17 protein-coding genes are annotated in these 18,760 nt (G+C 68.4%); 7 read left to right on the top strand and 10 right to left on the bottom strand.

Going from position 1 to position 18,760, the window contains the following annotated elements; translation table 11 throughout:
• The first annotated feature begins 1,126 nt into the window (after window positions 1-1,126).
• Entirely contained in the window at window positions 1,127-2,059 is a 933-nt protein-coding gene (locus V9K99_RS17005) for a zinc-binding dehydrogenase (RefSeq protein WP_442914691.1), read from the top strand.
• Here V9K99_RS17005 and V9K99_RS17000 read toward each other — a convergent pair.
• From V9K99_RS17000 to V9K99_RS16985, 4 genes are all read right to left on the bottom strand, one after another.
• Window positions 2,056-2,658: a formylglycine-generating enzyme family protein gene (locus V9K99_RS17000; RefSeq protein WP_337000012.1), complete on the bottom strand. Its 603-nt coding sequence runs from the start codon at window positions 2,656-2,658 to the stop codon at window positions 2,056-2,058. The genes V9K99_RS17005 and V9K99_RS17000 overlap by 4 nt on opposite strands.
• Before the next feature lie 19 nt (window positions 2,659-2,677).
• Window positions 2,678-4,126 carry an ArnT family glycosyltransferase gene (locus V9K99_RS16995; RefSeq protein ID WP_337000013.1) on the bottom strand — a complete coding sequence of 483 codons (1,449 nt, stop codon included), beginning with the start codon at window positions 4,124-4,126 and terminating at the stop codon, window positions 2,678-2,680.
• 39 nt (window positions 4,127-4,165) lie between these two features.
• Window positions 4,166-4,480: a DUF1932 domain-containing protein gene (locus tag V9K99_RS16990; RefSeq protein ID WP_337000014.1), complete on the bottom strand. Its 315-nt coding sequence runs from the start codon at window positions 4,478-4,480 to the stop codon at window positions 4,166-4,168.
• Between the two features lie 61 nt (window positions 4,481-4,541).
• The gene (locus V9K99_RS16985; RefSeq protein ID WP_337000015.1) at window positions 4,542-5,258 is read right to left on the bottom strand and encodes an SDR family NAD(P)-dependent oxidoreductase; all 717 of its coding nucleotides are present in this window, start codon (window positions 5,256-5,258) and stop codon (window positions 4,542-4,544) included.
• A gap of 62 nt (window positions 5,259-5,320) precedes the next feature.
• Between V9K99_RS16985 and V9K99_RS16980 the strand changes: the two genes are divergently transcribed.
• The 4 genes from V9K99_RS16980 (at window position 5,321) to V9K99_RS16965 (ending at window position 10,385) form a co-directional block, all read left to right on the top strand.
• Window positions 5,321-6,418, top strand: a complete 1,098-nt coding sequence (locus V9K99_RS16980; RefSeq protein ID WP_337000016.1) for a GntR family transcriptional regulator — start codon at window positions 5,321-5,323, stop codon at window positions 6,416-6,418.
• A gap of 55 nt (window positions 6,419-6,473) precedes the next feature.
• Window positions 6,474-8,051 (top strand): sensor histidine kinase, encoded by a 1,578-nt coding sequence (locus V9K99_RS16975; protein ID WP_337000017.1) that lies wholly within the window; start codon window positions 6,474-6,476, stop codon window positions 8,049-8,051.
• A 4-nt stretch (window positions 8,052-8,055) separates the two neighbouring features.
• Window positions 8,056-8,721, top strand: a complete 666-nt coding sequence (locus V9K99_RS16970) for a response regulator transcription factor (RefSeq protein ID WP_337000018.1) — start codon at window positions 8,056-8,058, stop codon at window positions 8,719-8,721.
• Between the two features lie 158 nt (window positions 8,722-8,879).
• Window positions 8,880-10,385: a MinD/ParA family ATP-binding protein gene (locus tag V9K99_RS16965; protein ID WP_337000019.1), complete on the top strand. Its 1,506-nt coding sequence runs from the start codon at window positions 8,880-8,882 to the stop codon at window positions 10,383-10,385.
• A 53-nt stretch (window positions 10,386-10,438) separates the two neighbouring features.
• Here V9K99_RS16965 and V9K99_RS16960 read toward each other — a convergent pair whose 3' ends face one another.
• The 3 genes from V9K99_RS16960 to V9K99_RS16950 are packed head-to-tail and all read right to left on the bottom strand — an operon-like array spanning window position 10,439 to window position 12,773.
• Window positions 10,439-11,224, bottom strand: a complete 786-nt coding sequence (locus tag V9K99_RS16960; protein WP_337000020.1) for an ABC transporter permease — start codon at window positions 11,222-11,224, stop codon at window positions 10,439-10,441.
• Window positions 11,221-11,865, bottom strand: coding sequence for a DedA family protein (locus V9K99_RS16955; RefSeq protein ID WP_337000021.1), 645 nt, complete (start codon window positions 11,863-11,865; stop codon window positions 11,221-11,223). Before V9K99_RS16955 ends, V9K99_RS16960 begins: the two co-directional genes overlap by 4 nt.
• Window positions 11,862-12,773 carry an ABC transporter ATP-binding protein gene (locus V9K99_RS16950; protein WP_337000022.1) on the bottom strand — a complete coding sequence of 304 codons (912 nt, stop codon included), beginning with the start codon at window positions 12,771-12,773 and terminating at the stop codon, window positions 11,862-11,864. Before V9K99_RS16950 ends, V9K99_RS16955 begins: the two co-directional genes overlap by 4 nt.
• Window positions 12,774-12,982: 209 nt before the next feature.
• Here V9K99_RS16950 and thrS point away from each other — a divergent pair, with 209 nt between their 5' ends.
• Together thrS and V9K99_RS16940 are read left to right on the top strand one after the other, a co-directional pair.
• Window positions 12,983-15,004: a threonine--tRNA ligase gene (gene thrS / locus V9K99_RS16945; protein ID WP_337000023.1), complete on the top strand. Its 2,022-nt coding sequence runs from the start codon at window positions 12,983-12,985 to the stop codon at window positions 15,002-15,004.
• A 98-nt stretch (window positions 15,005-15,102) separates the two neighbouring features.
• Window positions 15,103-15,603, top strand: coding sequence for an HIT family protein (locus tag V9K99_RS16940; RefSeq protein ID WP_442914698.1), 501 nt, complete (start codon window positions 15,103-15,105; stop codon window positions 15,601-15,603).
• 55 nt (window positions 15,604-15,658) lie between these two features.
• Here the strand turns inward: V9K99_RS16940 and V9K99_RS16935 are convergent, their stop codons facing one another.
• The 3 genes from V9K99_RS16935 to V9K99_RS16925 all read right to left on the bottom strand — a co-directional run bounded on the left by V9K99_RS16935 (window position 15,659) and on the right by V9K99_RS16925 (window position 18,671).
• Entirely contained in the window at window positions 15,659-16,600 is a 942-nt protein-coding gene (locus V9K99_RS16935; RefSeq protein ID WP_337000025.1) for a hypothetical protein, read from the bottom strand.
• A gap of 118 nt (window positions 16,601-16,718) precedes the next feature.
• A complete protein-coding gene (locus V9K99_RS16930; protein WP_337000026.1) occupies window positions 16,719-17,633 on the bottom strand; it encodes a hypothetical protein in 915 nt (304 codons plus the stop codon).
• Between the two features lie 63 nt (window positions 17,634-17,696).
• On the bottom strand, window positions 17,697-18,671 hold the full coding sequence (locus tag V9K99_RS16925) for a hypothetical protein (protein ID WP_337000027.1): 975 nt from the start codon (window positions 18,669-18,671) through the stop codon (window positions 17,697-17,699).
• Window positions 18,672-18,760: the final 89 nt, after the last annotated feature.

The following is an 18,760-nucleotide window of genomic DNA, read 5'->3' as shown; positions in this document are numbered from 1 at the left end:
ACAGTTTGCTCTCCGGCTTGGGTTGCCCGCCGCGGTTGGCTGTCCGGCTTGGGTTGCTCGCCGCGGTTTGGTTTCCGGCTCGGGGTGCCCACTCCGGTTGGGCGACCGGCTGGGGTGCTCGCTTGCTGTCCGGCTGGGTTGCCCCCGGCGGTCGGCTGACCGGCTTGGGTTGCGCGCCGCAGTTCGTTTGCCGGACCAGGGTTGTGCGCTGCGGTTGGGTCTCCGGCTTGGATTGCTCGCCGCGGTTGGCTTGCCACCCGGGGTCGGCGTTGCGCCGGTCCCGCGGACTGGGGAGGGCGTTCACCCGAATCGAGCTGGAAGCCTCGCCCCTCCAGTACTCGTCCCTCTAGTAGCTGGCCGCCGGTGCGGCGTCGGCCGTGACATGGCCGCCGAATCGCTGCGCCGGTGAGCTCCTGGGCCTGGGGGACGTACGTCGACGGCTACGACCTCGCGGCGGTTGGCTGACGAGTGCAACCCCGGCTCGGGGGTTGCCTACTCACGTCGGGGGTTGCCCGCTCAGAATCTCAGTGGGCAACCCCCGACCTCAGTGGGCAAGCCCCCTGCCTCGTTGGACACCTGCCTCAGTGGGCAACCCCCTGTCTGAGTGGGCAACGCTCTGCCTCGAAAGGCGCCCAGCAAAGGCTGCGAGCGTCGGCGCCCACCGATCTTCGGAATCTAGGTGCCGCCTGTGGAACCAGAGCATCCGCAAAGCCGGCGACTCGGGGCGGCGGCGAGTTGGGCGCGGCGGCGGGGCGGGCCGACTCGGTTGCGGGCGACCTGATGTCGGGGGAGGTGAGCGGATGGGGTGAGCCCCGCTGCGGAAGCTGGCGGGTGTGAGTACTCCGGTGGTGACTCGCCAGGTTGGTGCGAAGCCGACGGGGGCAGTGCCGGAGCCGGACTCCGGCTCGGGCTCGCGCGGAGACGGGGAGGCGGTCTGCCGTCAGAATGCCCGCCTGCTGGACGCATCCGGCGGCCGGTCCGGCGACGTCACCGCGGGCCGCGGCGTTTGGGCTGCGCTAGTGGTTGTGGGGGTTGTTGTACGATGCTGGTCGAAGTTTGATGAGGGTCGAATAAGGGGTGAGTGGTGCGGGCGTTGGTGCAGGGGAGTTTGGAGGGGGTTCGGGGGATGCGGGTGGTGGAGGATGTGCCCGCGCCGGTGGCTGGGGTGGGGGAAGTGTTGGTGAAGGTGGGGGCGGCTGGGGTGAATTTTGCGGATGTGATGCAGGCTCGGGGGACGTATGACGGCGGGCCTCGGGTGCCTTATGTGGCTGGGTTTGAGGGGGCGGGGGAGGTTGTTGCTGTTGGCGACGATGTTGATTCGGGGTTGGTCGGGGCTCGGGTGATTGGGACGGGGCCTGGGGCGTTCGCGGAGTACATGGTGATGGCGGCGGACGGCGTGGCGCTGGTGCCGGAGGGGTGGCGGGATGAGCAGGCGCTTGGGTTGGTGCTGAACTGGGCGACTGCGTTGGCGGCGCTCAAACCACTGGGGCGAATCAGCGCTGGCGAGGTCGTGTTGGTGCACGCGGCGGCGGGTGCGGTGGGGCAGGCCGCTGTGCGGCTGGCCAAGTATTACGGGGCGACGGTGATCGGTACGGCGTCTGGAGACAAGCATGACGTGGTACGGCGGCTTGGAGCCGATCATGTGGTCGACTACCGGACCTCGGACGTCACCGAAGAGGTACTGCGGCTGACGGACAACCGGGGTGTGGATGTCGTGCTGGAGTCGGTGGGTGGGGCGACGTTCGCCAAGAGTCTCGAGGTGGCCAAGCGGGTGACCGGGAAGGTCGTTGTGTACGGCGTTGCCGGGGGTGAGGCGTCGGTCAGCAACTGGGAGTTGAACTTCAAGCACCAGGTGCACGTGATCGGGCTGCACATCGGCGTACTGAGTCAGCACGCGCCGGAGATGTTCGCCGAGCTGATGGCGGAGTTGTCCAGGTTGATCGAGGCTGGGGTCTACCCGCCTGGCGAGCCGACGGTCTATGACTTGGCGGATGGTCCGAAGGCTTTAGCCGAGTTGGAGGCACGGGCAACGATCGGCAAGCTAGCACTCAAGCCCTAGTAGGACTGGGCGATCCGGAGACCCAGGTCTTCGATGGTGAAGGTGGGGTGGGAGCGGCGGCGGACGGTGGAGCCGATGGAGCGTTCGGGGTCGGCGAAGCCGCCGCCGCGGAAGATGCGATAGGAGCCGTACGTCGCCGGGTCGTAGAGGTCCCAGCACCACTCCCACACGTTGCCGAGCATGTCGTGCAGTCCCCACGCGTTGGGTGCCTTGAGTCCGACTGTCTGTGCTTGCCCAGCAGAGTTGTCGGCGTACCAGGCGATGTCGTCGAGTGGTCCGTAACGATAGGCCGGCGTACCGGCGGTGCAGGCGTACTGCCACTCGGCCTCGGTCGGCAGGCGGTAGCCAGAAGAGTCCCGGTCCCACGTCACCTCCAAGCCGTCGATCACGTAGGCAGGAGTCAAGTCGGCGTCGATGGACAACTGGTTGCACAAGGCGATGGCGTCGTACCAGCTGAGGCCGGTGCGCGGTACGTCGTCCGCGCCGGTGACCGGGTAGCGGGCGAGGCGGAACGCGGGGAGTTCGACCTGCCAGCGGGTGCCGAGGCGGTCGTCGCGGAGGGCGATGGTTCCGGCCGGGATGTCGACCATCGATTGCATCCGGCAACCTTACGGAACGTCAGTAGTAGCGCCGGAGCTTCGGCCACAGGGTGGACCACGGCTCGGCGGGGGAGTCGCACCGGACCAGCATCGTGCCGTCTTCGTCATTGGAGACGATGTTGTCGATCGTGCCGACCTGTTCGCAGTCGCGGAAGTATGCCTCGAACGACGGGGTGCGTCCCATCCCGACGAGCAGCACCGGGCCGGTCTGCGTGTCGGCCGGACGTTCCCAGTCGGCGAAGCTCATGTGACCCGAGTACACCGGTAGCGAAGGGGCGAAACGCCGAAGAGCCCCGGCCTGGCCGTAGTTGCCGGTGAAGATCGTCGCCGTCGCGCGTTGGTCGGCGGGGATCCGGTCCCACTCAGCGGTGACGGTGGCAGCCATCAAGGGCCAGCCGATCTGCTCGCCTTGCTCCTTGTTGACCGGGATCACGAAGTCGACGGCCGACGCCGGCAGCACCGGCAACGTGAAGATCGCCGAAGTGATCGCCGTCAGCCCCAGACCGACCGCCAGCGTGGTGCGCGACCACGACACCATCCGCTCAGCACCGGCCGCCACCAGGACGAGCAGCAGCGGTAGGGCGTAGTACGACTTCCCGCCAACGGCGAGTACGGCGACGCACAGCAGCGGATACGCCAACGCCACCGACCAGGCCCAAGGCATCCGCCACAGCCGCCGGAACCCCAGCACCCAGACCGGAACCAGGAACGGCGACAACTGCAGCAACTGCAGCGGAATGAACATGATCCGGTTCTCGGTGCCGTCGTCCTCGCTGATGCCGCCGGCGACAGTGAGCTGCGGCCAGTCGTGCTGGAACTGCCACAGCACATTGGGCAACGCCACGACCCCGGCTACAGCGACGCCGGCCAGCAACCACCAGGACCGCAGCACACCACGTGGCCCGACGATCAGCAGGGAGATCAATAGCGCACCGACCGGCAGGACGACCAGGTACTTGTTCTCCAACGCGATACCCGCCGTCAGACCGAGCGCCAGCCACCAGCGCCCGTCACTCGTCCGCAGCAGCTTCACCGCGAACAGGCAGATCAGCATCCATGCCAGCAGGTCGTACGTCGCCGTCGACACCAGATGTCCCACGCCCAGCAAGAACCCGGAAACCGCCGCACACCCAGCGGCCAGCACCTGCCCGCGGCGCGAGCTGCCGAACTCTCGCGCGATCAACGCCACGACGACCACCGTGATCGCCGAAGTCAGCGTCGACACCACCCGCAGCCCCATCGGCGTATTGCCGAACACCTCCACAGAGATCCGCGCCAGCAATGGCGTGAGCGGCGGCTGGTCGACGTACCCCCAATCGAGTTTCTGACCCGCCACCATGAAGTAGAGCTCGTCCCGGTGATACCCGTACCGCCCGGACAGCGCCGTGAGTACAACCGCGACAACGGCCGCGACCGACAGCACAGGAACGGCTGCGAACGCGGGCACTGGCGGGCGAGTGGCTGTCATGTCGGAATGCTGTCAGCCAGCCGGGTCCCGGACCAGGAACTAACCAGGAACTGAGGCGGACTTTTCCACGTACCGGCGCAGGCTTCGTTCGGTCGCGCGCGTCATCTCAGCCGACACACCGAGATCGTCCAGGTAGGCACCCGTGTCGTGCATTTCCTGCGCTCGACGTACGGCGTGCGTCGACGTACCGGTCAGGAAGCGGTCGATCACCGCCTGCCCGTCACCCGCGAGCTGCCGGACGATCTCCGCCCGGATCCACTCCTCGTCACCCGCGGCCCGCCCAGCCTCGACCGCCTCGCAGATCACCAGCGCGAGCCCTTTCATGAAGACGCTCCGCAGCAACTTGCGCGCCATCGCAGCACCCCGGGGGAGCATCCAATACGTCGACAGGCGTGCCAAGCGGCCTCAACCGCGTTCAGTTCAGGAAGAAGGGCCGTTCGTCGCGATCCAGGAGGAGGATCCGGCCGGTCAGGTTGTCGTCCTCGACGAAGCGAACGACGGCGTCGGTCAGGTCTTCGAGGGAGACCAATGAGGGGCCGCGTTCGGCCTCGGGCAGCTCCTCGCGCTCCCGGAGGCCGCGCTCGGTGGCGACCCAGTCGGGCACCACGCAATTGACCCGAACTCCATGACTGGCGACGAGCGGAGCGAGCGTCGTGGTGAATCGGACCAGCGCGGCCTTGGCGGCGCTGTACTCCGGTGACACATGTGGCCCGAATCCCAACCCTGCGGTCGATCCGACGTTCACGATCGCCCCACCGCCGGCCTGTCGCATGGCCGCGAGAGCGAGTTGGGTGGTCAGCATCGGCGCCCGCAGATTGAGGTCGAGTGACGCCGACCAGCGCTCGACCGATGCCTCCGGGAAACAGGGCCGGAGCGAGGGCCCGCCGCCGGCGTTGTTGACCAGGATCTGTGGTTGACATGCCATCAGGTCCACGACCGCATCGTCGTCGCGCAGGTCGATCTCGACGAGGCGTGCCTTGGCGCCGATCGAGTCGCAGGTCTGCATCCCGCCGGACGCGTCGATGTCGGCGACCACCACCTCGGCGCCCTCTGCCGCCAGCCGTTGCGCGATCGCCCGGCCGATGCCGACCGCGGCTCCGGTGACGACCGCGAGTTTCCCGTCGATCCGCATGTTCGATCACCTCCAGGACCCACGTTTCCATCGTCCACCGACAAGTGCGGGATGATGTTGGTATGTCAACAGGCCTGCTGTACGAGCAGCTCAGCACGCATGTGCTCGAGCAGATCCGCCGCGGTGCTCTCCGGCCCGGCGATCGGGTGCCCTCGGAGATGGAGCTCGCGACCCAGTTCGAGGTCAGCCGGATCACGTCCAAGCGGGCGCTCGAGGTACTGCGGGAGGCCGGCCTGGTCGAGCGGATCCGCGGCAAGGGCACATTCGTCGTACGGAACCTGCCCGACCTCACCGGGGTCACCGTCCCGCTCAAGGGTCGGGTGCAGCGGCCGAAGAACGAGGCCCGGTCGGTGGCGTTCGTCGTACCGGACATGTCCGAGGCGTACGGGCTGGATCTGCTCAACGCGATCGAGGAGCGATGCGCGGAGTACGGCGCTCATCTCGTCGTACGGCGGACGCACGGCCGGCAAGCCGATGAGGAGAAGGCCGTGGACTCGCTGGTGGCGACCGGTGAGGTGGACGGGCTGATCGTCTTCCCGGTGCACGGCGACTTCTACAACGCGAGCCTGCTGCGGCAGGTGCTGGACGGGTACCCGGTGGTCCTCGTCGACCGTCACCTGTCGGGCATCCCGGTGGCGGCGGTGCACACGGACAACGTGGCGGCGTCGCGGGCGCTGACGTCCCGGCTGCTCGATCGAGGGCATCGGCACATCGCGTTCGTCTCCCCGCCGCCGGTGAACACGTCGTCGATCGAGGACCGGTTGGAGGGGTTCCGGGCCGCCTTCGAGGGTCGCGGTCAGGCCTATGAGCTGACCGAGTTGCGCAGCACGCTTCCCGGATCGACGACGACCGAGAGCATCCGGGCGGATGTCGACGTGATCCGGGCGTTCCGTGAGCGCGTGCCGGATGTGACGGCGTACATCGCCTGTGAGTACAACCTGGCCCGGATGGTCGACCGGGCGCTGAACGGCGAGCACCTGGTCGCCTGTTTCGACTCTCCGGGCGACTCGATCGGAGGACCGCCGTACCTGCATGTCCGGCAGAATCAGCGGGAGATGGGCAAGCGCGCGGTCGACCTGTTGCTGGCCCAGTTGCGCGGCGAGACGGTGCCGAACCTGTCGATCGTGCCGTTCGAGCTCGTCGATGCCGAAGGCAACTGAAGACCTGACTTTCGGCAGTACGGCGCTGTCGGCGCGACTGTGTAGCGTCTGGGGCATGAACTGGCGACGCGTGGGAGACGTCGGCCTCTGGGCCGGGCTGAGCTTCCTCGTGCTCGCAGAGAGTGGTGCCCGCGGCGATCCGTACTGGGTGCGGGCGGCCTGTGTCGCCGTACTGTTCGCCGGCGTCTTCCTGCGCCGGGCGTGGCCGCTGCTTGCGTTCACGGTGGTGGCCTGGGCGGAGATCGTGATTCTCGCCTTCGCTCTCGGTACGTCGCACGGCGTGCAGGTCGCCCTGGTTCCAGCGATCTCGCTGCTGAGCTATCTGGCCGGGCGGCGGGAGACGCAACTCAAACACTTCGTCCTGGTGTGCAGTTGGTCGTTGACCGGGATGCTGCTGCTCAGCCTGATCGTGCGCCGTGAGGAACAGGCGACGGAGGCGGTGCTGACCTGGCTGGTGATGCTGCTGCTCGCGCTGCTGCTGGTCGTGCTGCCGTGGCTGATCGGCCGGTACCGCGCGCAGCAGGCGTTGCTCACCTCGGCCGGATGGGACCGGGCTGAGCGGATCGAGCGCGAGCATCGGATGGCGATCGACCAGGAGCGGCTCAGGGAGCGTTCCCGGATCGCACAGGACATGCATGACTCGGTCGGCCACGAGCTGAGCCTGATTGCCTTGCGGGCCGCCGCGCTCGAGCTGGATCCGTCCCTGCCGGAGGAGCATCGCCGGGCCGCGTCCGAGCTGCGAGAGATGGCGGGTACGGCGACCGATCGGCTCGGCGACGTCATCGGCGTACTGCGGGACACGGATGCACCGCTGGTCCCACGGGACGAGAACGTGCCGACGTTGGTCGACCGGGCGGCCGCGTCGGGGCTCTCGGTGCGGCTGATCCAGGAGGGCGACGCCGAGTTGTCGCCGATGGTGGATCGCGCGGTGCACCGCGTCGTACAGGAGTCGCTGACGAACGCGAGCAAGCACGCGCCGGGTGCATCGGTGACGGTGACCGTGACGTCAGGTGAGGACGACGTACGGGTGCGGATCGTCGACACCGGAGCCGTGCGGCCGGTGCCGTCGTCCGTCCCGTCATCGGGTCGCGGGCTGGACGGGTTGCGTGAGCGGGTCCGGCTCGCGGGCGGGACGCTGACCGCGGGGCCCTTGAACGAGGGCTTCGAGGTCGTGGCGACGATGCCCCGGGCAGGTGGCCGACCAGAGCCGGAGTCGGTGGAGCCGCCGGTGTCCGGTGCCGCTGCTGAACAGGCCACCGTACGGCGCAGCGTCCGTCGCGGTCTGATCACCGCCGTCGCAGCCCCGCTGATCCTCGGTACGGTCGTCGGTGTGGTTGCCCTGGGCTATTACCTGATCGCCGGCTACAGCTCGATCCTGCGTCCCAGTCAGTACGACGGCCTGACCATCGGGCAGCCCGAGCGTGAAGTGGAGAAGATCCTCCCCGCGATGCAGATGATCGACTCACCCGCCGACGGGTACACGCCGCCGGCCGGCTGGACCTGTCGCTACTACCGTCCGGACGGGACATTCTCGATCAACTACGCCTACCGGCTCTGCTTCGCCGATGGTGCCCTGGTCGCGAAGAGCATCGTCCAGACCGGTTCCGTTGCTCCGACCACAGAGACTGGATGACTGCGTGATCAGGGTTTTGCTGGCTGACGACGAGGCGATGGTGCGGGCCGGAGTCAAGGCGATCCTCGGCACCGACGACGAGATCGAGGTCGTTGCCGAAGCAGCGGACGGCATCGAGGCGGTCGAGGCGGTACGGCGGCATCGGCCGGACGTGGCCGTGCTCGACATCCGGATGCCGCGGATGGACGGGTTGGCCGCCGGCGCGGAGATCCGGCGCACGATGCCCGACACGGCGGTGGTGATCCTGACGACGTTCTCCGAGGACGCGTACATCGCCCGGGCTCTGGGCGACGGGGCGAGCGGTTTCCTGCTCAAGTCCGGCGATCCCCGGGAACTGATCGCCGGGCTGAAAGCTGTCGCGGAAGGTGCCGCGTACCTGTCGCCCCGGGTGGCGCAGCGGGTGATCGCCGAGCTGAGCGCCGGTGCCGGCGGCGGAGCGATGGCCCGGGCCGCGGCCGCCAAGGAGCAGGTCGCCGTACTGACCCCTCGTGAGCTGGAGGTGCTCGGCCTGGTCGGCGCGGGCCTGTCCAATGCGGAGATCGCCCAGCGTCTGTTCCTGGTCGAAGGCACGGTCAAGGCCTACGTCAGCGCCGCACTGCTCCGCCTCGGCGTCAAGAACCGGGTGCAGGCCGCGATCGTCGCCTACGAAGCCGGTCTGGTCGCCAGCTGACCGCCTGGGACGGTGGTCGTCCGACGCTCCGGGTGGTGACGCCGTGTGGACACCCGGTCATGGGATAGTGGACGTCTCCCGGAGACCTCACCTCCGGAATCGATACAGAAACCTCGGGGGCCACCGCGCCCCCTTTCACAGAATCGGGGATCCAGGTCGTGACCGACTCGCACAACTCCGGACAGCACAAGGACCGGGAAGCGGCGGCGGCCGAGGTCCGGAGAATGTGGCAACCGACCCCCTCCTGGACCCAGCCCGACCCCAACCAGGTGCCCGCGGACGACCCCGAGTCCGTGGCCGACGCCGACGAGAAGCCGGACGCGCTGTCCCCGGACTTCCCGGGCGACTCGTGGTCCCAGCCCGCTAGCCCCCAGCCGTCTTCCTGGGGTCAGCAGCCGGAGGTCCCGCCCGCTCCCTCCTGGGCGCAGCCGGCGACGGAGTCGAGCAGCTCGTGGACACAGCCGGCGGGTGAGCCGGACGAGACCGACAAGGCCAAGGCTGACAGCGACGACCAGGCACCGGGTGCTGCCGAGGGCACTAGTGCGCCGGTCTTTGGTGGTTCGTCCTTCCACGGCTCGGGCTACGGCAGTGGCCCGGCTGCAGGTGGTCCGGCCGCAGGTGGTCCGGCGGCGGGTCCTCCGGCTCAGGGTGCCCAGCAGTTGTCTCCCGCCGCGCAGCACTTCTTCCCGCAGGGCATTCCCGGTCAGAACGCACCGCAGCAGCCGCGCGAGGTGTCGTACCGGACCGACGAGCTGATCCAGGCGCTGCCGCTGCCGCGGGAGGCTCCGGCCGAGCGCGGCATCCGCAGTGCGCTGCGGCTGCGTCCCGGTAGCGCTGAGCGGTTGGAGCGGATCGCGCGGGCGACCGCAGCGACCGCGTTCCGTCGTCCGGTGACGATCGTCGTCGCCAACCCCAAGGGCGGCTCGGGCAAGACGCCGACCACGTTGCTGCTGGCCGGCGCTCTCGGTCAGGCCCGTGGTGGCGGTGTGGTCGCGTGGGACAACAACGAGCTGCGCGGCAACATGCACCTGCGGACGCACGACACCAACAGCCGGTCCACGGTCACGGACATGCTGCAGGCGATGCCGATGCTGACCCAGCCGGATGCCCGGCTCGGCGACGTCGCGGCGTACCTGCGTCACCAGGTGGCCGGTCAGTACGACGTGCTGACGTCTGCGACCACGACGTACGCGCAGATCGAGGCGAAGGACTTCGACCAGATCCACCGGTTGCTGAGCCGGTTCTACAAGGTCCTGGTGATCGACACCGGGAACAACGAAGGCTCCAGCAACTGGCGTGAGGCGATGAAGGCGGCCGACGCCCTCGTCATCCCGATCAAGTGGAAGAGCCTGTCCTGTGCGGCCGCCGTGCAGATGCTGGAAGAGCTGGACAACCAGGGCCCGGAGGCGCAGCGGCTGATCCGCCGCGCGGTGATCGCGGTCTCGAACGGCCCCGGCGATGTGAACAAGGAGGTCGAGAAGCAGCTCCGGCCGTACTTCGAGTCCCGCGCCGCCGCCGTGGTCGACATCCCCACCGACCCGCACATCGCCGCCGAAGGCGCCCTCGACCACTCGGCCCTCCAACCCGCCACCCGCCGAGCCGGCCTCGAACTGGCCGCCAAGGTCTCCGAACAAATCACCATCGCCCTCAACGTCCCCCGCTGACCAACACCCCAAAGTCGCCCAGGCCCCCCGTCGGCCTGGGCGACTTCGTGTTTTCAGGCGTCACGGCGGTACAGGGTGCGGGCGCCTAGGACGAGGGCTACGGCTACCCAGGTGGCTAGGACTATGGCGCTCAGGGTGGGGGTGAGGGGATCGGTGGTGTTGGTGAGGAAGTTTTGGCCGGCGCCGCCGGGGAGGAGGGCTGCGGTCCAGATGAGGGGGCGGAGGGTGCTTTGGCTGAGCATGAGGGGGAGGACCATCAGGAGGAGGAAGGCGGCGGTGAGGGTGCCGGCGGTGCTGCGGATGATCCAGGCGATGCCGGCGGCGAACAGGCCGGCCGCGGTTAGGTAGAAGGCGACCGAGACGAGGTCCGTCACCAAGGAGCCCGCATCCCAGTCGGCCCAGGAACCCGCTGTCAGGCCTCCGGCGATGGCTGCGATCGCGGCCAGCACGAGGCCGTAGAGGAACAGCACAGGTGTCAGCACGACCGCCTTGGCCAGTACGACGTTTCGCCGTACCGGAGTCCACTGGAGGGTCGAGCGGATGGCGCCGGTCGCGTACTCCGAGGTGACCGTCAGCAAGGCGAACGCGGCGACGAGGACCTGCAGGATCAGGACGACCGAGATGCCGAACTCACCGACGGGCCGCGGCTCCAGGATCTGGCCCTGCTCGGCGTCGTACGCCGTACCGAGGCCGAACTGGACACCGAGCAGAGCGGTCAGTACCAAGGCGGACACGATGTTGAGCCAGCTCGAGCGGACCGTCCACAGCTTGGTCGATTCGGAGCGGACCGTGTCTGCGAGCCGGGACCTCGACCTGAGGGTGACAGTTGCCGTAGTCATCTTTCCCCTGCTTCTACGAGTTCGGGCTCGACCTCGGCTCGAGCCTGACGCTTGCGGAGTTGGTGCCGGACGACCTCGACGATCAACGTGACCAGGAGGGCCAGACCGATGCCGAGGATGACGCCCTTGAGCGGGTTGTCCTCGAAGGCCTTGCCGCCGATGTAGCCGACCAGAGCGCAGTACACGCCCCAGCTGATCGCTGCGAGCCCGGCGAAGAACGAGAACTTGCGGAGTGGGTAGCGGACCGAGCCCATCGTCAGGGTGACGGCGGTCCGGCCGCCTGGGATGTAGCGAGCCACCACCAGCACCAGTCCGCCGCGTTCGATCAGTGCTCGCTGCGCCCACACACTCATCGCGTACCGCTTGGTCCCTGGTTGCAGCCGGTCCAGGAGTCGGCCGCCAGCCCCTCGACCCAGTGCATAGGACACGTGGTCCCCGACGAAGGCTCCGGCTGCGGCGACCACGATGACGCCCCACAGCTTGGGTTGACCGGTGGCCGCGAACACCCCGGCCGTGACGACGAGCGTCTCGCTCGGCACCGCCGGGAAGAACCCGTCCAGCGCCGCGAACCCCCACAGCGCCAGATAGATCCACCACGACGACATCAGCTGTTCGGTGAGGTGCAGGATCGCGTCAGTCATGAGGCAACGCCGTACTGGACGCTGTCGGCGGTGAGCTCCATGTACGCCTCTTCCAGCGAGGCGTGCTCAGTGTGGAGCTCGTGCAACCGCACACCGAGCTCGTGCGCGAGGTCACCCACCCGCTCCGCCTGTACGCCGGTCACGATCAACCGGTCGTCCGCTGACTCCACCCGCTCTGCCTCAGCCGTGAGCCGCTCCCGCAGTACGACGAGGCCCGCGCGATCCGGCACGCGTACGACGACCGTCGTACGGGACGAGCCGGCGATCACGTCGGCCACCGGTGCGTCGGCGATCAGGCGACCACGGCCGATCACCACGAGCTGGTCGGCGGTCAACTGCATCTCGCTCATCAGATGGCTGGACACGAACACCGTCCGGCCCTCGGCTGCGAGTGAACGCATCAGCCGGCGGACCCAGCGGACACCGTCCGGGTCGAGGCCGTTCACCGGCTCGTCGAATATCAGCACCTCGGGGTCGCCGAGCAGTGCACCGGCGATGCCGAGTCGCTGGCCCATGCCGAGCGAGAACTCACCGGAACGCTTCCGGGTGACCGAGTCGAGCCCGACGACCGACAGCACCTCGTCGACCCGGCTGACCGGGATGCCGTTGCTCTGCGCCATCGCGACCAGGTGGTTGCGCGCGCTCCGGCGCGGGTGCAGGGCCTTGGCGTCGAGCAGGGCGCCGACCTTGGTCAGTGGCCGGGGCCAGGCGGCGTACGGGCGGCCGTCGATCAGTGCGGTGCCCTCGGTCGGGGTGTCCAGACCGAGGATCATCCGCATGGTGGTCGACTTGCCGGCACCGTTGGGCCCGAGGAAGCCGGTCACCCGGCCGGGCGTGATGGTGAGGTCGAGCGAGTCCACCGCGGTGGTGTCGCCGTACCTCTTGCTGAGTCCTTCGAGCGTGATCACGCCGGGGCCCCTCCTGATTGGGTTCGTTGACTCGAACCTAGGAATTCGGGCACCCCGGCCACATCGGACCTACGGCTGGACGTACCCCCGACTTTCGTCAGGTGACCCGGACCTGTGGATACGGCGTCGGGCCGAGGTGGCGGAGTCGATACCATCTGTGCGTGAGCGGCCCGCAGTTCCGCGGGACGCCTGAGAACACAGGAGTGAACGTGTCGGAAGTCAAGGTCCATCTGATCGGCGTCGAGGGCGAGGCTGAGCGGAGTGTGACCGAGACGACGACGATCGGGGAGCTGTTCGCCGAGATCTTCGGCCAGGACCGCTCCGCCATCGCCGCCCGGGTCAACGGTGAGCTGCGGGACCTGTCGCGGCCGGTCGCGGACGGTGACCAGATCGAGCCGGTGAAGGCCGGGTCCGACGACGGCCGGGCGATCATCCGGCACTCGACCGCGCACGTGCTTGCGCAGGCAGTGCAGGAGTTGTTCCCGGAGGCGAAGCTGGGCATCGGCCCGCCGGTCGAGAACGGGTTCTACTACGACTTCGACGTACCCACGCCGTTCACGCCGGACGACCTGGGCAAGCTCGAGAAGAAGATGCAGCAGATCATCAAGGAGCGGCAGCGGTTCAGCCGCCGGGTGGTCTCCGACGACGACGCACGCACCGAGCTGGCGGCCGAGCCGTACAAGCTGGAGCTGATCGGCATCAAGGGCTCGGCGGCGGATGCGGCCGAGGGCGCCAGTGTCGAGGTCGGCGGCGGCGAGCTGACCATCTACGACAACGTACGGCGGGACGACTCGGTGGCGTGGAAGGACCTGTGCCGTGGTCCGCACGTGCCCGCGACCGGGTACCTCGGCAACTTCAAGCTGATGCGGACCGCCGCGGCGTACTGGCGGGGGAGTGAGAAGAACCCGCAGCTGCAGCGGATCTACGGTACGGCGTGGGAGTCGCGGGACGAGCTGAAGGCGCACCTGACCCGGCTGGAGGAGGCCGCCAAGCGCGACCACCGCAAGCTCGGCACCGAGCTGGACCTGTTCAGCTTCCCGGACGAGATCGGCTCGGGTCTCGCGGTGTTCCACCCGAAGGGCGGCGTACTGCGCAAGGTGATGGAGGACTACTCCCGCCAGCGGCACGTCGAGGACGGGTACGAGTTCGTCTACTCACCGCACATCACCAAGGCGCACCTGTTCGAGACGTCCGGCCACCTGGACTGGTACGCCGACGGCATGTACCCGCCCATGCACCTGGACGAGGAGCGCGGCGCGGACGGGCAGATCCGCAAGCAGGGCCAGGACTACTACCTGAAGCCGATGAACTGCCCGATGCACAACCTGATCTTCGCCGCCCGCGGCCGGTCGTACCGCGAGCTGCCGATGCGGCTGTTCGAGTTCGGCACCGTCTACCGGCTGGAGAAGTCCGGTGTCGTCCACGGCATGACCCGGGCCCGCGGCTTCACCCAGGACGACGCGCACATCTACTGCACCCGCGAGCAGATGCGCGACGAGCTGCGCAACCTGCTCACGTTCGTGCTCGGCCTGCTCGCCGACTACGGCCTGGACGACTTCTACCTCGAGCTGTCGACCAAGAACCCGGACAAGTTCGTCGGCTCCGACGAGGTGTGGGAAGAGGCCACCGAGACGCTCCGGGAAGTTGCCGAGGGCTCCGGTCTCGAGCTGGTCCCGGACCCGGGCGGCGCTGCGTTCTACGGCCCGAAGATCTCGGTCCAGGCCAAGGACGCGATCGGCCGGACCTGGCAGATGTCGACGATCCAGCTGGACTTCAACCTGCCGGAGCGGTTCGAGCTGGAGTACACCGCGCCGGACGGTTCGCGGCAGCGCCCGGTGATGATCCACCGCGCCCTGTTCGGCTCGATCGAGCGGTTCGTCGCCGTCCTGACCGAGCACTACGCCGGCGTGTTCCCGCCCTGGCTGGCCCCGGTCCAGGTGATCGGCATCCCGGTGACCGACGGCCATGTCGACTACCTGTACGACGTTGCCGCGCAACTGAAGGCGCAGGGGATCCGGATCGAGGTGGACGCGTCCGACGACCGGATGCAGAAGAAGATCCGTACCGCGCAGAAGTCCAAGGTGCCGTACATGCTGATCGCCGGTGACGACGACATGGCGGCCGGCTCGGTGTCGTTCCGGTACCGCGACGGCTCGCAGAAGAACGGCGTCCCGATCGCCGACGCGATCACCGAGATCGTCGAGGCAGTCGCGAAGCGCGTCCAGGTATGACGGATACCCCCGACCAGCCGTCCGGCGCCGTACCGGATTCGCCCTACGCACCGGGCGAGGTGGTGCCGCAGGACGGCGTCGGGGTGCCGGATCCGTTCATGCGGTTGTGGACGCCGCATCGGATGGCCTACATCGAGGGGGAGAACAAGCCGACCAGTGCCGAGGCCGGGTCGGGGTGCCCGTTCTGCCGGCTGCCGGGGTTGCCGGACGCCGACGCGTTGATCGTGTATCGGGGTACGGCGGCGTACGCGGTGCTGAACCTGTATCCGTACAACCCCGGGCATCTGATGGTGGTGCCGTACCGGCATGTCGCCGACTACACCGAGCTGACCGAGGACGAGGTCGCCGACGTGGCAACCCTTACTCGTCAGGCGATGCAGGCGATCCGGACGGTGTCGGGGGCGCACGGTTTCAACATCGGCATGAACCAGGGCGAGATCGCCGGTGCCGGGATCGCGGCCCATCTGCACCAGCACGTCGTACCGCGCTGGTCGGGGGACACGAACTTCATGCCGGCCATCGGACACACCAAGGTGCTGCCGCAGTTGCTCCCCGACACCAGAGCCCTACTGGCCAAGTCCTGGCCCAGCGAGCCGTAAACAACAGATCGCCCCACCCGTAGCAGCGGGTGGGGCGATTCTGCGTTGCTGGCGACTACTCGCCGGCCAGGTGCGGGTCGGTGAACTTGGTCCAGCGGAAGTACACCGGGTCGGTGAACGAGCCGGTGACCTTGCCGAGGCCCTTGATCGCCGTGGCCGTGCCGTTGGCGTGCCCCACCGAGTACAGGTGGCCGGAGCCGGTGTCCTTGTCGATGCCGAGCAGCAGGGTGCCGGTGCCGCACGGCGCCGCCACCAGCGACTCGAACCCCTGCCAGGTCGAGCCGCGCACCTGCTTCACGACGCCCGGGATGATGTGCCCACCGGCCAGCGGCAGCCGCGCGGTGTAGAGCTTGCCGCTGGTGAGCGTCATCAGGAAGGTGTCGTACGTCGACGTCTGGCTGATCAGCGTCATCGCCTTCACACCCTTGTAGCCCGACTGCCAGCCGGTGATCTGCCGGGACGCGACGCCGCTCTTGTAGGTGACGTTGCGGCGGTAGAGCGTGCCGTCGGTGTGCAGCGAGTACTCGGTGTCGCGCTGCTTGGTGGCGGTGACGTAGGTGGACCGGTCGAGTGTCCGGTACACCTGCCAGCCGGACCCGACCCGGGTGACCTGCTTCTGCGACACGGTCCCGCCGCCGGTCGGCGTCAGGTAGCTCGTGTCGTACATCGTCGAGCCCATGATGACCGGGCCCTGGTGCGCCTCGCCGCCGACGTCGGTGGACCCGTAGCGGATCGTCGCGCTGAGCCGGACCTGCCCGTCCGGGTAGATGTCCTTGGCAACGATCTTGTCGGTGATCCGCGTGCCGGCCGCCGTGAAGGTCTGCAGCCGGTGATCGCCGCCGGCAGTCACCGAGCCGACCGAGACCTGGCAGGGCGCCGTGGTCTGGCTCGGTGCTGTGGTGGTGCTCGGTTGCGCCGAGGCCAGACCGGTCGTCAGCATCCCCGTGCTGAGCACCCCGGCAGCCAGATAGCCCCCGTACTTGATCCATTTGGTCATGAGAACCAACCCCCAGTTTCTGTGTTGTCGGACGTTGGATGCCGGTCTGCACCAGAAAGTTGCCGCCAATTGAAACCGCCCCGCCTCTCGACGAGAGACGGGGCGATGAGGTGTTGGATCACTCACCGAAGAGCAGCGGATCGGTGTAGTTGGCCCAGCGGAAGTACACCGGGTCGTTGAAGGTGGCCGGGACCTTGCCGAGGCCCTTGATCGCCGTGGACAGGCCGTTCGCGTGGCCGACCGAGTAGAGGTAGCCGGCCTTGGTGTCCCGGTCGATCGCAAGAACCACAGTGCCGTTCCCGCACGGTGCCGCCACCAGGGTCTCGAACACCTGCCAGGTCGACATCCGGATCGGCTTGACCGTCGACGCCATGATGTGACCGCCGGCCACCGGGAACCGCGCGGTGTAGAGGCGACCAGTCGTGTGCGTCATCAGGAAGGTGTCGTAGGTCGCCGTCTGGCTGATCAGCGCCAGCCCCTTCACACCCCGGAAGTTCGACTGCCAGCCGTCGTAGTGCCGGTAGATGCGGCCGTTGTCGGACTTGACGGTACGGCGTTCCATCGTGCCGTCGTTGCGCAGCGACCACTCCGTCGCGCGGGTGCGGTACGTCGACCGGTCGAGCGTCTTGTAGTTCTGCCAGCCCGGCCCGACGCGGGTGAACAGCTTGTCCGACACCGTTCCGCCGCCGACGGGCGTGCGATAAGTGGTGTCGTAGAGGACGGATCCGATGACCACCGGACCGCTGTGGAACTCCGAGCCTTCGCCCGTGCCGTAGCGGATCGCCGCACTCATCGCGACCTGACCGTCGGCGAAGACGTCCTTGGCGACGAGCTTGTCGCTGACCTTGGTGACCGGTGCCGTGGCGGCGAAGGTCTGCATCCGGTGATCGCCCCCAGCGGTCACCGAGCCCACCGAGATCCGGCAGGGCGCTGTCGTCGTGTTCTGCTGCGCTGACGCTGTACCGGTCGTCAGCATTCCGGTTCCGAGTACTCCGGCGGCCAGTAATCCGCCGTACCTGGAGATCCTGCTCATGAACCACCACCCCCAATGACGGTGTCGATTGAGGGTTGGACGCCGGACTGGACCGGAAAGTTTTCAGCGCAGGAAGAGTGGCAGCAGGGGGTCGACGATGCCGAGCAAGGTGTCGAGCGAAACCTCGCGCGGCGGGTTCGTCAGGCCGGTGACCCGGACGACGCGGCGGCCCTGGCGGAACACGAGTTCACCCTCGTCGGGCAGGTAGTAGCCGGGCCGGCCGATCGGCGCGAGGCGTGGCGGCGGCACCCGCTGGGCCTCGGGGATGGTCGGCTGGTCGAACGCCTCGACGACCGCCACCGTGGCGTCGAACGTCCCCCAGATACAGGTCAGCGCACCGTTCACCCGGTAGTCCCGGCGCAACTGGACATGCGCCCCGACGAACCGCTCGGCCGCCGAGTTCGACACCTGGCACGCGGCGTCGGACTGCCGCGCGTTCCGGAGAGTCTTCGGTACGGCGTCCCGCGCAGCCAACGCGATCTTCACAGCCTGCTCACGGTCGATGCCGTCCGCCGGGTTGGGGACGATCCCGCCGAACGGGGCGATCCGGACCACGCGGTCGCCGACCGGGAAGACGATCCGTGATTCGGAGATCCTGGCGTCCGGGCCGAGCTCGGGCAGCGGCTCGGGTGAGAGGACGCCGGTGAGCAGGCGGTCGAGGGAGTCGGGCTGTCGGGCGAGCGCGCTGACCCCGATCGTGACCGGCCGACTGCCGACCAGGAGCGTGCAGAGGTCCAGGGCCGGGAGGCCGCCGTCGTTCCAGGCGCCCGGCTTCGCGGTCACGGTGACGTGGAGTGACGCGGTCAGTGCGCCGGTGATCGCCGTACACGCCTGTGGTCCGGGTGCTCCCGCCGTACCGTCGAGTCCCTCGGCCTGCGGAGGCGCGATCACGGTCGGTACGACGGCCGGCGCCGGCGACGGACTGGGGACCGGCCGGACGCCGTCGGCGCGACGGGCGACGGAGCAGCCGGAGGCCACGAGGCCGAGCGCGAGTGCGCAGGCGACGGCGCAGCGGGCGAACCGTCCCGTCCGTCGCATGGCAGCACCTCCCAGTGCCTCCAAGCATCGCGCGAAACCGGTCATCGCGCAGGTTCATCACCGACCATTGGCCGCTGGTTGGGTGGTGT

The organism is Kribbella sp. CCNWLW201 (assembly GCF_037203805.1).
Lineage (GTDB): Bacteria > Actinomycetota > Actinomycetes > Propionibacteriales > Kribbellaceae > Kribbella.
The sequence above is the reverse complement of the archived record's forward strand: the minus strand, read 5'-3'. Positions and strand labels throughout refer to the sequence as shown.

What these genes read in the sequence shown, in the direction of transcription:
- V9K99_RS16985 (WP_337000015.1), bottom strand. Translation starts at nt 5,258, where the DNA reads ATGCGGATCGACGGGAAACTCGCGGTCGTCACCGGAGCCGCGGTCGGC.
- V9K99_RS17005 (WP_442914691.1), top strand. Translation starts at nt 1,127, where the DNA reads ATGCGGGTGGTGGAGGATGTGCCCGCGCCGGTGGCTGGGGTGGGGGAA.
- V9K99_RS16975 (WP_337000017.1), top strand. Translation starts at nt 6,474, where the DNA reads ATGAACTGGCGACGCGTGGGAGACGTCGGCCTCTGGGCCGGGCTGAGC.
- V9K99_RS16995 (WP_337000013.1), bottom strand. Translation starts at nt 4,126, where the DNA reads ATGACAGCCACTCGCCCGCCAGTGCCCGCGTTCGCAGCCGTTCCTGTG.
- V9K99_RS16925 (WP_337000027.1), bottom strand. Translation starts at nt 18,671, where the DNA reads ATGCGACGGACGGGACGGTTCGCCCGCTGCGCCGTCGCCTGCGCACTC.
- V9K99_RS16960 (WP_337000020.1), bottom strand. Translation starts at nt 11,224, where the DNA reads ATGACTACGGCAACTGTCACCCTCAGGTCGAGGTCCCGGCTCGCAGAC.
- V9K99_RS16955 (WP_337000021.1), bottom strand. Translation starts at nt 11,865, where the DNA reads ATGACTGACGCGATCCTGCACCTCACCGAACAGCTGATGTCGTCGTGG.
- V9K99_RS16990 (WP_337000014.1), bottom strand. Translation starts at nt 4,480, where the DNA reads ATGGCGCGCAAGTTGCTGCGGAGCGTCTTCATGAAAGGGCTCGCGCTG.
- V9K99_RS16940 (WP_442914698.1), top strand. Translation starts at nt 15,103, where the DNA reads ATGCGGTTGTGGACGCCGCATCGGATGGCCTACATCGAGGGGGAGAAC.
- V9K99_RS16980 (WP_337000016.1), top strand. Translation starts at nt 5,321, where the DNA reads ATGTCAACAGGCCTGCTGTACGAGCAGCTCAGCACGCATGTGCTCGAG.
- V9K99_RS16935 (WP_337000025.1), bottom strand. Translation starts at nt 16,600, where the DNA reads ATGACCAAATGGATCAAGTACGGGGGCTATCTGGCTGCCGGGGTGCTC.
- V9K99_RS16930 (WP_337000026.1), bottom strand. Translation starts at nt 17,633, where the DNA reads ATGAGCAGGATCTCCAGGTACGGCGGATTACTGGCCGCCGGAGTACTC.
- V9K99_RS17000 (WP_337000012.1), bottom strand. Translation starts at nt 2,658, where the DNA reads ATGCAATCGATGGTCGACATCCCGGCCGGAACCATCGCCCTCCGCGAC.